Below are 15320 nucleotides of genomic sequence, written 5' to 3'. Positions count from 1 at the left end.
AGGTGAATCAATTTCATAATAGAAGTGTTAACTATAAAATCCGAACAAGGTTGATTTCCGCTTCAGGCGGACGCTTTCCGCGGGCACGGCTTCAGCCTCCTCGTCGCTTCACTCCTGTGGGGTCTTCAGCTCGCGCTGTTCCCGCAGGAGTCGCCACCTTCCGCTACAATCAACGAGAATAGTCCGAAATATTGACGGACAATGAATTATATTGTTCGTCTTTACACAAGAAATAAGTAATTGTGAAATTGAGTCAAGTAGTTATAAAATTGGTCCAGGTGAAGAAATTATTTATGATGGTGTTGGGAATGATATGATAGTTAGAATAAGGTTATACTACGATCAATTAGATAGGGAGAGAAAAATATGATTACTAAAATCGGTCAAATTATGCTATATGTCAATAACCAAGATGAGACATTGAAGTTTTGGACGGAAAAAGCAGGATTTAGCGTCATTTCCGAAGAAGATAATGGCCAAGGAATGAGATGGATTGAAATCGCTCCAACAAAGGATGCGGAAACAACTATCATACTCCACAATAAGGAATTCATTGCTAAAATGCAGCCAGAATTAAATCTCCAAACGCCTTCGTTACTGCTTTTCTCGGATAATCTTGATGAGTTATACAGAGATTTTAAGGATAAGCAGATCACAGTCGGGGACATGGTAACGATGCCTTCTGGCAGAGTATTTAACTTTGCTGATAATGAGGGGAATTATTTTGCGGTTCTAGAGAGAAAGTGAATTTCTGACTATATAGGGTGAGTAATTCCACTCCACACCGCTTTGGGATGCCTCACACCTTAAGTGAGGTAGCTCCGCCAAGTCTTATGGCCTTCGTACTTCGTGTCCAGTTACTGGGCACTGTATGGCGCCTAGGCTGAGTTCAAATGCGTACGCCCGTCATTGCACGGATTCAAAATTCAATACTTCAACCGAGTGGAAGGTTTGTCAATGTGATTTTGCAGTACAAAAACAATGTTATGCTCACTTTGAAATACTTGGTTGTAAATATAGAAAAAGCTAGGCGATGAGCCTAGCTTTTTCTTATGTCACTCTTATTTTGTGTAGTTATCGAAATAACCTTGTATGAAGACGATAGGTGTACCTTTATCTCCGCTTCCTGATGTTAAATCGGATAGAGAACCAATAAGGTCAGTAAGTCTTCTAGGTGTAGTACCTTGTGCTTCCATCGCGCCTACAAGATCTTCATCTTTATCGGTAATGAATTGTGATATAGCTTGCTTAAGTTCTTCGCCTCTTAAATCAGCAAAGTTATTGTCAGCAAGATATTTTAATTTGATTTCATTAGGTGTACCATTAAGTCCTGCTGTGAAAGCTGGCGATACAACTGGATCAGCTAGTTCCCATATTTTTCCTACAGGATCTTTGAATGCTCCATCTCCGTAAATCATCACTTCAACGTTTTTACCAGTCTTTTCTTTGAGCATATGCTGTATGTTATCCACTACGGGCTGGCAATTGCGTGGGAAAAGTTTAACACCATCTTCTGTTGATTTATTTGATCCAAGTAGACCATAATCTTCATTATATCCACTGCCATCAATAGACTTAGATAAAATGTTGTCGAGACTATAAACGTTAATTCCACCATTTGCTTTCAATATTTTCTTAGTTCTAAATCTCGTGTGGATATCACAAGTAAGAACATGTTTTGTGTAATCTAATATAGTCTTTGGATTATTTGAGAATATAACTTCACATTCAACGCCGTATTCTTCAACTAATGATTTATAGTAATCAATATAATCGACACCAGTAAAAGTATGTTTATTATAGCCAAAATGGCCGCGGAATTCTTTTTCTGTTAAAACGTCTGTCCAAGGGTTAATTCCCTTTTCATCAAGCATGTCCAAATCCACTAGGTGATTCCCAACTTCATCAGATGGATAGCTAAGCATTAAAACAACTTTTTTAACGCCTTTTGCAATACCACGAAGGCAGATAGCGAAACGATTACGACTTAGGATTGGGAATATTACCCCAACAGTTTCTTCTCCAAACTTCAAACTAACGTCTTTAGCAATATCATCGATTTTCGCATAATTACCTTGAGCTCTAGCAACGATTGATTCTGTTACAGAGACAATATCTTTATCATTAAATGTAAAGCCTTCAACTTCTGCAGCTTTTAACACACTATCTACAACAATTTCCTCTATATTGTCTCCACGATTTATTATTGGGCAACGGAGACCCCTCGCAACTGTTCCAACTATTCTGTCCAATGGAATCGCTCCTTTTATTACAAAGTTTATTTACATTATCTTACTGCCTACTTGTACTATACACCGTTTTAATGATATAAGTAAAATTAATATAATGAATGATGGATATAAGGGGTGCTTATGTGTCGAGTAGATTAGATTTATATAAAATTTTTTGTAAGGTAGGAAAAAGTGAAAGCTTTTCAAGGGCGGCAAAAGATCTTTATATGACACAACCAGCTGTTAGTCAGGCAATTAAGCAGTTGGAAAGGGAATTAGATACTCGTCTTTTTAATAGAACACCTAAAGGGGTTTCTTTAACAAATGAAGGCAGCCTTTTATTTGAATATGCTAATTCAGCTATTAATTTAATTCATGTCGGAGAAGAAAAAATGTTAGAATTTAAAAATTTAACAACGGGTGAATTAAAAATTGGTGTAGGTGATACAATCTCTAGGTATTTTTTGCTGCCCTATTTAGAAGCTTTTCATAATAGATATCCTAATATCAAATTTAATATTGTAAATGGTACAACATTGGAACTTTGTTCGATTTTAAAATCGGGAGGGGTAGATATTGCTGTTTGTAACCTCCCGATTGATGATCCTACATTAGAACTGAGGCCCTGTTTTGATATCCAAGATACGTTTGTTTACGGGGAGAGATTTAAGAAAATATTAGCTAAACCCTTAAGCTTGCATGAATTAGTAAATCTCCCATTAATTTTTCTTGAATCAAAATCAAATTCTAGAAGGTATGTGGAGGATTATATGATATCTAAGGGCATAAAGATTTCGCCGGAATTTGAATTAGGTTCACATGATTTATTATTGGAGTTTGCTAAAATAAATTTAGGGATAGCATGTGTGACAAAAGAATTTTCCCAAGAGTATTTAAATAACGGTTTACTGTATGAAGTACAGTTAATTAAAGAAATACCCAAGAGAAGTATAGGTGTATGCTTTTTGAAGAGTGTGCCACTGTCAAGAGCTTCAACAAAGTTTGTTGAGATCATAGAAAATAAGCAGTTGTAAAATTTATATCTTTTGTCGAAATACAGGACCGAGATAATACAATAATTCCATAAAGAGTGCAGTCAAAATGCCCATAAGCATGCCATTCGAAAGGATTGGCCGTACAAGCTGTGGAATTGTTGTAAAGGCGGTTGCAGGCAGTGACATGATTGATAGTCCTAATAACGCCGGTAAAGCGATGCGATAGACGGTAGTGGGTTCGAATGTCAAACCTTCGATGTTGCGGATTGCTGAACGAAACAACTGTAAATAAGCAACGAACAGTACTGTATTTCCAACGCTATGTGGAATTGTTGAGAAAAAAGCACTTAATTGTGGAACCAACCCCAAGAGAATGAATAACACGGACCCCACAAAAAAGGGAGCCCTCTCACGTATTCCGGTTGACTGTAAAAATCCCAATGATGAAGCGTACGGTGCATATGGGATGAGCCCAAGCACACCCGAAGACGCTGACAACAATCCTGTCAGCATGAAGGAAGCGCGGTATTGCTTGGGAGTTGTCTCCTTTTCAAAAATGGCTTCGGCTCCTTTTAATGTGGCAATCGTATTCGTGGTGTTTAATAAGCCTGTAATCACGACCGTAATAACAATGCCCCATTCAAAAGCAGGTTGCCCCCAAGGAAACCAGGTAAGGAAAGGGGTCGTTTTAATTGTTTCTGTTGCTTCCACGGGAAACAACAGGGCAGCGCCAATCCACCCGACTGTCATTCCAATGAGTAAATTCAAGCTACTGATAATCCCTTTCCCTTTCACATGGATAAGGATTGTCAGAGCGGCGAGGGTAAATGAAAAACAGGCGACTTTTACATCTATAGAATGACCTATGTTGAGTCCAATCATTCCTTTTAGAAAAATAGTGATGAGCTGATTAGCCAGTAATAGAAGAAAGACAAACATTACGACGGGTGTAAACCACTTCTTTAATACTTCTCCCATACCAAAAAAGCCGAAAACTGTGACGAGAATGCTTGAAATTATAACCCCAACTGCTATACTGCCGCCAATTGTAGTTAGTTCAAGATTCATCGTACTTGCAGTAGCCGCTAAGCTTAAAATAACACCCCACCACAGTCCGGATTGACCTTCCATTAATGCCAAACGATGCCCGATGAGCCCTTGCAATAGACAGGCCACCCCTGTGAAGATGAAGGAGCGTTGAATTGCAGAAACAATTTCAAATGACTCCAACTGAAAAGCACTGCCGACGGAGATAGGAATGACGACCGTATTGGCAAACATAAAAAACAGCCACTGAAATCCCGCGAGTAATGTCACGGACTTCTGTAATGGTTTTGTGTCCAATTAATCCACCTCTTCCTACTCTAATTTTGATTCATAAAAATTAGGTATATGGGGGATTATACCATATTGGTAACTCTCGATAAGTGTATAGTTCGAATACTTAGATTTAATAGGGTGGGTAGTGTGATTATATATGTTGAAGCATTAAATACGGTATCCAAACTTGTGTGAGGAATTCCCTAACATACGAAGCGTCATCCAACTTAACTATATATTTGGCACTGTTTATTTGGAGTTAATTAGGTGATAAAACATCGTGAGTATAACGAACAACTCTAGGGAAGGAGTGACACTAATGAAAGGCTACATACCCGCATCCTGCAGGCGCCGGAGCAATAAGACCAAGGAGGGATGCAGTTCAATCCCTTCCCAGTAAACCTTCTGGTGGGCTCATTACGGGAAGCCATCATCTAGCGACAAAACGGCGATGGAAGAACGTTACATTTGTTGGGTGCTGACTTTATAGAAACTAAATGAAGCCTCCAAAATGCATACTCGAAAAAATTAAACCTGTTATTAAAATGTCCAGGTTTTTTTCTGATGTTGAGATACAATGGTTATAAACAAGTTGGGAGGAATGGCTATGTATGATAAAGAATGCGATCGATTGCTGCGCATTAAAACCGTTGGAATGCGGGAATGGCTGCATCAGTCCTCTCATTATAATCGATACGAAGCAACGCCCTATAAAGCACTAGATGAATTTTTTGAGGTATATGAATTAAAGAATACCGATAAATTAGTGGATTTTGGATGTGGCAAAGGCAGGCTTCCGTTTTATATTCATAATCGATGTGGTGTGTCGGTTACAGGGATTGAAATGAGTGGGCAATTGTATCAGGAGGCACTTGAAAACCATGCAAGTTATATCCAAAAGTTAAGACGGTCAAATGCGTTCATTCGTTTTGAACGCTGTCTGGCGGAGGAATACATAGTTGAGGCGGAGGATAACCGTTTTTATTTCTTCAATCCATTTTCAATTCAGATTTTCATGACGGTCATTGATAATATTTTACGGTCAGTCGAACAACACAAGCGGTCTGTAGAGATTATCCTTTATTATCCGACGAGTGATTATATCGAGTTCCTCGAAACAAGTACTCCTTTTGAACTTATAAATGGAGTTAAGGTGTCAAGCATGCATGAAAAAGATCCAAACGAACTTTTTTTGGTGTTCCGTCTTGGAGACTAATGAGACAGAAAGTAAGCCACATTCCAGACGGAATGTGGCTTACTTTTTGTTATAAATAGCGCGTCAGAAAGCAGTTTGTTTTTTTAAAAACGCGTAGGAGAGTTCCTAGTTATTAAGTTGCGAAGATCTTTTAAGTTGGTAACACCCGATAATGAAATGGAAACTTTCATTTCTTGAAGGAAATTCTCCAATACTTTTTCAACGCCTTTTTGTCCGTCTACTGCTAATCCGTACACGAAAGGTCTGCCAAGTAGTACTGCATCTGCCCCTAGTGCAACTGCTTTTACAATATCGGTGCCTCGACGAATTCCGCTGTCGAAAAGTACAGGGATTTTCCCTTTCACGGCCTCTACGATTGCCGGAAGGGCATCAATACTTGCAATTACTCCGTCAAGTTGACGCCCACCGTGATTTGAAACGATGATGCCATCTATGTTGTTTTCAATAGCCAGCTTGGCGTCTTCCGGATGTAAGATACCTTTCAAGAGGATAGGCAAGGAAGTTCTCTTCTTTAATTCCGCCACTTGTGCCCAACTGAGTGTAGGGTGGTAAATGTTATCCAACATCCCTTGAATGATGGAGTCAAAATCGTTAGTTGGAATAGAGGTTAAAAATACCGGATCTGTTTCATAGTTCGCTTTGCCAAAGCCTTGCTTCAAAGGGGAGTATTGATTACGCACGTCCTCTTCACGCCACCCCATCATTACTGTGTCAACTGTTAATACAATAGCCTCAAAACCCGCTTCCTCGGCTCTTTTAACCATGCTGTAGCCGATTTCTGCGTTAGTACTTGACCAATAAAGCTGAAACCATTTTGGACTGTCGCTAGTAGCCTCTGCCACCTCTTCTATTGAATAACCAGATACCGTGCTTTGAATGAAAGGGATTCCATATACCGCAGCTGCTTTTGCGGTAGCAATTTCCCCGTCTTCATGCGCGATTTTTTGCATACCAACAGGTGCGATTAGCAATGGATACGGATATGTACGACCGAATAGTTTTACAGATGTATCTAGAGTAGAAACGTCATTTAGAAATCGAGGAACAATAGAAAACTTTGAAAAGGAAGAGACATTTTTACGCAGTGTTTCTTCGCTACCTGCCCCAGATTGGATATAGCCAAATGCTCCAGGGGACATATTTTCTTTAGCTGCTGCTTCCAATTCTGAGAATGAAATTGGAAATGATTCGGTAGGGGTGATATTTTTTAATAGTAAGTCGACGTTTCTAGTTGTTGTCAAGTTGATCCATACCCTTCATAAGGAATTTGGTTTTCTTTTAAGAAAAAACACTTGAATCTGTGAATTAATCCTAAGTGGTCAGTCCCTCAATCGCTCTTCAACAAGAGAATTTTCATTAGATTAGTAATAGTGGTAATCGTATATTTGTTTGAAATTAAAGTCAATCGCCTTTTGTTTTAAATAGTCTACTATCTATGAGGTTTGTGCTGCACAATTAAATAACAATGGGTTTTCCTTTATAAACAATGCATTGCCTTCTCCGCTTCGTCCCATGGGACTGAATAGCCTTTTCCTTTAGTCAAGAAAATGGAAGTAGACGAATATTCTGGGTCTGCTTCTTTGTTGTAACCGATTTCTTCAATAACTTGTTCCTGGTTATGACAGCGGTCATAGCCCCCAAATAACAGGCTAAGCGTCCCTTTGCCGTGGGTGAATGAAGCAAAGACGGTGCTATAATTCATAAAGGTAGCAACTGGAACGCGGCCTTTTACAATTACTTTTTCGCCAATCGTTTCTGGAGCTTCAAAGCTGCCATATGATTGTTGAATATCTGACAGCACTCGTCCCATATTATCCAAATCGATTTTTATTTTGAAATCGTAGTAGGGTTCGAGCAACGTATTGGGGACTTGTTCTAGACCTTGTCGCAATGCCCGGAAAGTGGCTTCTCTAAAGTCGCCGCCAGACGTGTACTCGTTATGGCTTCGTCCTGTCAGTAAAGTTACTTTGACATCTGTAAGGGCTGAGCCGGTTAATATCCCATGATGCTCTCGTTCGAATAAATGGCTGCGTACTAAGTTTTGGTGTCCAATAAGTAAGTCGTTTGCATGGCAGACGTTGTTGAACTGTATGCCACTATTTCTTTCAGCTGGTTCAATTAAAAGGTGGACCTCCGCGTAATGTCTTAAAGGCTCAAAATGACCATAACCCGTTGTGGTTGTTTCAATGGTCTCCTTATAAAGGATTTTAGGCTCGCCGAAAGAGACTTGAATCGAAAAACGCTCGTTAACAATTTGTTGGAGTACTTCGAGTTGGATGACACCCATAACATGAACATGGATTTCTTGAAAATGTTCATCCCAGAAGACGCGTAAAGAAGGATCCTCCGCATCCAACAGGTTAAAGCATCTAAGTACTTCTTTGACGTGGATAGAAGTGTCGAAAATCACTTTTGACTTTAGGGTAGGAATCATATCAAAGGTGGCTTTTTCTTTCAGTGTTCCAATACCGTCACCAATGGATGCTTGCGTCAATCCAGTAACTGCAAACAGTTCACCAGCATGGACATGGTCGATTGCTTTGAACTTATTACCGTTATAGACGCGTATCTGGGTCACTTTCTCCGTGTAATCTCCATAGTTTACTTCGCCTCTGACACTAAGTGTGCCGCTTAATGATTTAAGGAAAGTGACCCTATTACCACTGTCATCATGGCGGATTTTATAGACCTGTGCAGCGAAATTACTGTCATCCGTGTAAGAAGTTGATGTTAATACATCGAGCTTCTCGAAAAAAGTCATGACGCCAATGTCCTTGAGTGCAGAACCACTGGAAAGGACGAAGATTTTATTGTCGCTAATCATTCTCTTTAATGTTGCAAGCCATAGATCCTTGTCGTACCCTGATTCCATATAGGTTTCAAGCAGTGTTTCATCACGCTCTGCGATAAATTCAATGAGTTCCTCTTGCATAATTCCTTCATTGAAGGAGAAGGTAAGATCACAGACGTCTTCTGATAGATTTGTACGAATTTCACGGATGACGTTTTCGATATTCGTTCCTTCACGATCCGTTTTATTGATGAAAAAGAATGTAGGCACTTGATGTTTGCGGAGCAGCTGCCAAACAGTTTCTGTATGGCCTTCCACGCCGTCACTTGCGCTAATGATAATAATGGCATAATCCATTACTTGAATGGCGCGTTCCATTTCAGGAGAAAAGTCGACGTGTCCAGGTGTATCGATAATGTAGTAGATGGATCCGTTATAGGAAATAGATGCCTGATCTGCAAAAATCGTAATACCTCTTTCTTTCTCAATTGTATGGCTATCGAGGAAGGCGTCTTTATGGTCCACGCGTCCTCTTTGTTTAATGCTTTTTGTGTGATAAAGTAGTTGTTCAGAAAAAGTTGTTTTTCCTGCATCTACGTGTGCAAGTATGCCAATTGTTTTATACATGGTGTCGCTCCTGTCCATTTCTTGCTAATACCTTTAGTATAGCAAATCTGAATTGGGCGAATGACCTTAAATAGGTGTTATACTGAAAAGACAAATTTAGTGCGAGGGAGGAATCAGATTATGAAATACTCAAGAACGAAAATGGAGAAGCTTGTGAAGAATGACCCGGAGCTGTCAAAACGTCTAAAACAGATAATGGCAGAGCTTGACCTAGAGAAAAGCTTCGCGTACAAAGCGTTGTATCATGCTGATGTAAAAGATGGTGGAAACCATCAAAGAAATTATCAGGAACTTTAAATAGTATGAAAGCGTGGAAAGTCTATTATGACTGCCACGCTTTTTTTTTTGAATTCGTTAAAGTATTTAAAGTTAGAAGGAGTAACTGAAGGTGTAATTTGTCTAGATAGAACACGTTTTTTGAGGTTATGGAATTGCTAAAAAAACTAAAACAGTAAGAACCCAATAAAAACATTGAAGAGTCATTTTCAGATGAACAATTTGCTTTTTCACCGGTTATACATCTGGTGGAACGCCGTATGGAATCACATGGGACGAAGCTGATATGGAGCTAGAGCAGGTTAAAACAGCGATGAGGATTTCCCTTTTTGATCTGTGTCAAATCACCTCAATGGCTCATTACCGCAAATTTGGACAAGAAAACTTCTAACCCCCTTACTATAATCAAGATGAGGGGGATAGAAAATGAATAGAATAACAACAACCGATCCATATCGGGTTTACATTTATATATGTTTCTTATCGCAATTATTTTTCACATTTAATTTTACTGTAAACTTGTTGTATCATGTGCAAACTGTAAAGCTTGATCCGCTTCAACTCGTGTTAATCGGGGCTGTTTTGGAGCTATCGGTTTTTCTTTTTGAGATTCCAACTGGAGTTGTTTCAGATTTAAAAAGTCGGAAGTTATCTATAATAATTGGGTATGTTTTAATAGGAATCGGTTTTTTAATTGAAGGGGTATTTCCCTATTTTGTAACGGTGTTGGTGGCTCAAATCGCATGGGGGATTGGTTATACTTTTACTAGCGGCTCTCAGCAAGCGTGGATTGCGGATGAAATAGGTGAGGAACGTGCTTCACTAGTGTTTATAAAAGGGGCCAAGGCTGGTAATCTTGGACAAATTATAGCTATTCCGTTCAGTATTTTAATGGGCTATTTCATGATTAACCTGCCAATCATTATCAGCGGGCTGTGCATGATTGGATTAGCTGTCTATTTAATGATTTTCATGAAAGAGGAAAACTTTAAAGCGTTAGATATAGAAGAAAGAATATCTACTCTGGGGAGTATGAAGGAGAATATAGGTAACATTATTTCCTATTCTAAAGCGAGCTTTATCATGAGGATGCTATTTCTTATCGCTTTATTTGTCGGGTTTTATAGTGAAGGCTTTGACCGGTTATGGATAGCTCATTTTTTGGAGGTCTCCAACATTTCCGCGTTAACGGATGAGAAGTTAGTTGTGCTAATGGGGGGGATTCAGTTTATTGTTGTGCTTGTTTCATTTGCTGCACTCCATTTGATGAATAGAAGTTCTATTCATCAAAACCTAAGGCAAATCTATGTTGTACTTTTTGTGGCCAGCTTACTCGTTGTTATTTCTTTAATTGGCTTTGCGTTTTCAAGGTATGTGATCAGCTTGCTTATATTTTATGTGATTATCCAAGTGACAAGGCAAGTCATGTATCCATTGGAGGATATTTGGCTTAATAAAATCATTCCCGATTCCTCTATACGTGCAACTTTCTTTTCGGTGAAGGGACAAGTGGACGCCATTGGTCAAATTGGAGGTGGACCGGTTATTGGAGTTATAGCGACGGGTTTTACGATAAAAATCGCACTAATTGTTAGTGCAATTTTGTTAACTCCCGTATTACTTTTATATAAAGTTGTCTTAAATAAATCTAGAGAGTGAAACGATCACTCTCTATTTCTTTCTTTAATCGGCAGATAAATTTCCATATATATTTTTTCGTAATCCCAGTCATGACAGTGTTCATCGTAATACTCAAAATCATAGCCTGCTTCATCGACTTCATATAGCGATTGAGGTAGCCAATCTTCTAAAATATAGAGCCAAGTTCCCTTAATGGAGGAGACGAACTGTTCGACTTCAACAAGTGGAGTCCTAAAAACTGCATAGGTAGCATCTGTAATTTGCAGCTTTATCAGTCCAGCAGGTAGCTGAACATCTTGATCGTAATTTACCGCGAATAGGTAAGTAAATCTGTCTTCTAATGCTGCACTACTAAGATTGATGCAATATTCTCCATGTTTTTTGGGAGATAATGCTTCGTAAAGTGTGCTTTCGATTGATTCGTCGGAGGAAATTCTTTGGTCCCAAAAGGCAGGCGCATCTCTTGTGTAAAAGACATTATCGATAACACTCTCAAAAGTTTTACCGGCAATAGTAAAAGCTGGTTTCTGAACAATTTTAGGTTGCATAATAATGCCGCCGACGTTTTTCTTGCTGAGGCTCAATAAATCAATTTTTTGAGGCAATGATAGAGGACAATGAAGTCTATATAAGCTTGGCGGACTGCCAAAACATTTTTTGAAAGCTTTTGTAAAGCCAGAATGAGTCTCAAATCCATAGTCTAATGCGATCTGAATTATTTTTTTACCTTTTACTAATTCATATAACGCGTACTGCAGTTTTCTTTTTAAGACATAGTCCATAATTGTGTAACCAATATGGTTATCAAAAATCCTATAAAAGTGATAAGGAGAATATCCAACCAGTTTAGCTAATTTCTCAGGTTTAATGTCTTCTTTAATATGATCCTCCACATAATCAATTACTTGTTGCAGTAAAATTAACTGTTGGATATCAATCGCCCGCCTTTTCGCTTTATAAAATAGCAAATCATTCATATCCGAGAAAACTGTCCTATGGCGATTCTATCATTTAGAAGGGAATTTGAAGTTATACAAGTAAATTTGAAATGGGGTGACCAAGAAGAGTCGTTGGAATTGCATACTAAAATAAATAACTGTGTAGCGTCATTGTGTACTTGATGCTTGTATAAAAAGGGGAAATAGGAAACTTTGGAGAAAAGAAGTATTAGAAAGTGATTTTGGTTGAGATTGTGCACCATATTTTAACATAAAAATGAGGTGTCGTGTATGAAAGAAAACGAGATTACAACCATTTTAAAATGTATGGCGTCTAATGATGATATCCAAAGAATACAAACGGAGCACCGTCTTAAGCTTGTTGAGTTTTGGGGAATCGAAGAAGGAAGTAGTGTTTTAGAAATCGGTTGTGGACAAGGGGATACAACGGCTGTGTTAGCGTATAGCGTCGGAGAAGAAGGATTTATTCACGGGATAGATATTGCGTCTCCAGATTACGGCGCCCCGATAACAGTAGGTGATTCTGCTCGTTATTTACAGCAGTCGAAGTTAGGAAAACAAATTAAAATGGAGTTTAACGTTGATGTTTTATCAGCGGAGATAGATTTTCTCGAAAATAGTTTTGACTATATTGTTTTCTCGCATTGTTCCTGGTACTTAAAATCATTTGAGGAACTAGAGGGGATTTTGAAGAGGGTTAAAAAATGGGGTAAGACATTATGTTTTGCTGAATGGGATTCTAGAATTCAAATGATTGAGCAATACTCACACTTTTTGGCTGTGCTTATTCAATCCCAGTATGAATGTTTCAAAGAAAGTAGTCTTTCGAATGTACGTACACTGTTTACGCCCGCGGATATTAAACGTGCTGTCGAAAACGTCGGCTGGACGATTAAAAATGACAAACTATTCATTCCCCACAACTACAAGATGCTGAATGGGAAATCGCCATGACGGTAGCTGATTATAAAGCAGAGATTAGCCAGATGGTTGATTTGCCTGACAAATTAAAGTTGCTTATTCAATCCGAAATAAATTTATTAGAAGAATCACGAAAGAGTCGTGTAGTTAAGCCGATGTCCATATATGTATTTAATGCAAAACAGTAGGGTTATTACGATTGTTAAATTTTGATTTTTCCTTATTATATGATTTCCGTTATTGTACACTGTACTTAGGGAATAAAGGGGGAATGAGGAGTGAAGAAGTACAGTAAAGAGGAGAACAGTTGGATTTTCTATGATTGGGCGAACTCTGCGTATTCGATTATTATTACAACGGCGGTATTTCCGCTTTATTATAAGGCGGTGGCGACAGATGCGGGCGTAAGTATGTCGAATTCGACTGCGTATTTGGGGTACACAGTTGCCATTGCGACATTCATACTCGCGATGATTGGGCCTCTTTTAGGAACGATTGCCGATTATGAAGGATTAAAGAAGAAGTTCTTTCTATTCTTTTTCCTTATGGGGACAGCCGCGACGCTTTCATTAGCATTCGTACCAAGCGGTAACTGGTTGTGGTTGTTGATCATTTACACCATCACCGCCATTGGTTTTCATGGGTCGAATATATTTTACGATGCGTTTTTAGTAGATGTTACGCCGGAAGAGCGGATGAATAAGATATCCGCAAGGGGCTTCGGATTGGGGTATATAGGGAGCACGATTCCGTTCATAATCAGTATTGCCATCATTCTTTTGGCTGGTAAAGAGATTATTCCACTCACAACATCAACTGCAAGCAGGATAGCCTTTGTCATTACTGCGATTTGGTGGTTCGTGTTCACAATTCCAATGGTCAAAAATGTTCATCAGATTCATGGCATTAAGCGTGAATCGAATCTGTTGGCCAGCGGTTTCAGACGTCTTGGCGGTACATTTAAAGAAATCCGTAAATACCGGACAGTTTTTTTGTTTTTGATGGCTTATTTCTTTTATATAGACGGAGTTGGAACAATTATTTCAATGTCCACGGCTTACGGATCGGATTTAGGGATAAGCGCAACGAACCTTCTTATCATCTTGTTCGTAACGCAAGTTGTGGCAGCACCGTTTTCAATACTTTACGGGAAATTGGCGCAAAAATTCACTGGGAAAAAGATGTTATACGTAGGAATCGGAGTCTATATCATTGTTTGTATTTATGCTTTTTTCATGAAAACTACTATGGATTTCTGGGTGTTGGCAATGCTTGTTGCTACTTCACAAGGTGGTATTCAAGCGCTAAGCCGTTCGTACTTTGCTAGACTTGTTCCGAAAGAAAAATCGAATGAGTTCTTTGGATTTTATAACATTTTCGGCAAATTTGCGTCGGTCATGGGCCCTTTGCTTGTAGGGGTGACCGCCCAGATGACGGGCAGTTCTGCATATGGTGTGTTCAGTCTAGTTATTCTGTTCATCATCGGTCTTGCTATACTTGCGCGTGTTCCTGAACCGGATTTGAAAGCTGTATAATTATAAAGAAAAAGCGATGCACATTATACAATGTGCATCGCTTTTCGGTAGATGCCTTAAATTATCTTTGCAATTTTATCGACTTGCAGGACACGGAATCCTTCTTTTATAAGTTTTTCTTTCAACTTATCGATTTGTGCATCAGTCTTGCCATTTTCAAGCGTGATGACAACTCTTCGAGCAAGAACCGAGCCGTTATCCAGCGTGAACATGCCCTCAATATTTTCACCGCGTAACGTTTTCGTCAGTTTTTCAATCATACCTTTAGCTTCAGTTGAAGATATTGTAAGATTGATTCCTCCTGTTTTTAATCCGAAGGCATCCCCTAATACACTTTCAACTTTGTTATGCGTTAGAATCCCGACAAGTTTTCCATTTTCGACAACACTTAAAAAAGGCAATGCCTTAATTTTGATGAGCGCTTTTAAAAAAGAGCAACGATCTGTTATAAATGTATCCTGATGCATTAGTAAATGATCAATCTGCTCCGTTTTAGCGCCATTGTCCTCGTAAAGGTATTCAATCAGGTGAACTTTATAAATCATTCCTTTATAGTTGTCTTCATTGTCAACAACAGGAATACATCTATATCCGCTCGCATTTATAGCGTCCAGCGCTTCCCCCACAGTTTGATTGATATTCACAGTGGAAACGCCAAGTCTTTCCAAAAGTAGGTCTCTTACATGCATAGTTGTTCCCCCTAATCTAGGTTTTATTTTCTAAATTTTTAATCTATTACACTATTAGTATAATCAAGATTCAGGAAGTTGTACAATTAATTATACAACAGTACCCATAAATCTATATG

13 protein-coding genes are annotated in these 15320 nt (G+C 38.8%); 7 read left to right on the top strand and 6 right to left on the bottom strand.

Annotated features, from left to right (window positions below):
* Positions 1-366 precede the first annotated feature (366 nt).
* Positions 367-747 (top strand): VOC family protein, encoded by a 381-nt coding sequence (locus FQ087_RS17625; protein WP_149581894.1) that lies wholly within the window; start codon positions 367-369, stop codon positions 745-747.
* 314 nt (positions 748-1061) lie between these two features.
* Here FQ087_RS17625 and FQ087_RS17620 read toward each other — a convergent pair whose 3' ends face one another.
* Entirely contained in the window at positions 1062-2252 is a 1191-nt protein-coding gene (locus FQ087_RS17620; protein ID WP_149581893.1) for a coenzyme F420-0:L-glutamate ligase, read from the bottom strand.
* Between the two features lie 122 nt (positions 2253-2374).
* Here FQ087_RS17620 and FQ087_RS17615 point away from each other — a divergent pair, with 122 nt between their 5' ends.
* Positions 2375-3265, top strand: coding sequence for a LysR family transcriptional regulator (locus FQ087_RS17615; protein WP_149581892.1), 891 nt, complete (start codon positions 2375-2377; stop codon positions 3263-3265).
* A gap of 3 nt (positions 3266-3268) precedes the next feature.
* Here the strand turns inward: FQ087_RS17615 and FQ087_RS17610 are convergent, their stop codons facing one another.
* Positions 3269-4570: a uracil/xanthine transporter gene (locus FQ087_RS17610; protein ID WP_255452421.1), complete on the bottom strand. Its 1302-nt coding sequence runs from the start codon at positions 4568-4570 to the stop codon at positions 3269-3271.
* A gap of 583 nt (positions 4571-5153) precedes the next feature.
* On the opposite strand from FQ087_RS17610, the gene FQ087_RS17605 reads away from it, so the two are divergent.
* A complete protein-coding gene (locus FQ087_RS17605; RefSeq protein ID WP_149581891.1) occupies positions 5154-5762 on the top strand; it encodes a class I SAM-dependent methyltransferase in 609 nt (202 codons plus the stop codon).
* A gap of 83 nt (positions 5763-5845) precedes the next feature.
* Here FQ087_RS17605 and FQ087_RS17600 read toward each other — a convergent pair whose 3' ends face one another.
* Both FQ087_RS17600 and FQ087_RS17595 read right to left on the bottom strand, forming a co-directional pair.
* Positions 5846-7003 carry an alpha-hydroxy-acid oxidizing protein gene (locus tag FQ087_RS17600; RefSeq protein ID WP_188006798.1) on the bottom strand — a complete coding sequence of 386 codons (1158 nt, stop codon included), beginning with the start codon at positions 7001-7003 and terminating at the stop codon, positions 5846-5848.
* Between the two features lie 236 nt (positions 7004-7239).
* Entirely contained in the window at positions 7240-9180 is a 1941-nt protein-coding gene (locus FQ087_RS17595) for a GTP-binding protein (RefSeq protein WP_188006797.1), read from the bottom strand.
* A gap of 120 nt (positions 9181-9300) precedes the next feature.
* Between FQ087_RS17595 and FQ087_RS22540 the strand changes: the two genes are divergently transcribed.
* Together FQ087_RS22540 and FQ087_RS17590 are read left to right on the top strand one after the other, a co-directional pair.
* Entirely contained in the window at positions 9301-9477 is a 177-nt protein-coding gene (locus tag FQ087_RS22540) for a hypothetical protein (RefSeq protein WP_188006796.1), read from the top strand.
* 405 nt (positions 9478-9882) lie between these two features.
* Positions 9883-11115: an MFS transporter gene (locus FQ087_RS17590; protein WP_149581889.1), complete on the top strand. Its 1233-nt coding sequence runs from the start codon at positions 9883-9885 to the stop codon at positions 11113-11115.
* Positions 11116-11120: 5 nt separating this feature from the next.
* Here the strand turns inward: FQ087_RS17590 and FQ087_RS17585 are convergent, their stop codons facing one another.
* A complete protein-coding gene (locus FQ087_RS17585) occupies positions 11121-12074 on the bottom strand; it encodes an AraC family transcriptional regulator (protein ID WP_149581888.1) in 954 nt (317 codons plus the stop codon).
* A 252-nt stretch (positions 12075-12326) separates the two neighbouring features.
* On the opposite strand from FQ087_RS17585, the gene FQ087_RS17580 reads away from it, so the two are divergent.
* Positions 12327-13010, top strand: a complete 684-nt coding sequence (locus FQ087_RS17580; protein WP_255452420.1) for a class I SAM-dependent methyltransferase — start codon at positions 12327-12329, stop codon at positions 13008-13010.
* A gap of 245 nt (positions 13011-13255) precedes the next feature.
* Positions 13256-14512: an MFS transporter gene (locus FQ087_RS17575; protein ID WP_149581887.1), complete on the top strand. Its 1257-nt coding sequence runs from the start codon at positions 13256-13258 to the stop codon at positions 14510-14512.
* Positions 14513-14568: 56 nt separating this feature from the next.
* Here the strand turns inward: FQ087_RS17575 and FQ087_RS17570 are convergent, their stop codons facing one another.
* The gene (locus tag FQ087_RS17570; protein WP_149581886.1) at positions 14569-15201 is read right to left on the bottom strand and encodes a CBS domain-containing protein; all 633 of its coding nucleotides are present in this window, start codon (positions 15199-15201) and stop codon (positions 14569-14571) included.
* Between the last annotated feature and the right edge of the window lie 119 nt (positions 15202-15320).

This window comes from Sporosarcina sp. ANT_H38 (genome assembly GCF_008369195.1).
Taxonomy (GTDB): domain Bacteria; phylum Bacillota; class Bacilli; order Bacillales_A; family Planococcaceae; genus Sporosarcina.
This window is presented reverse-complemented; position numbering and strand designations above follow the sequence as displayed.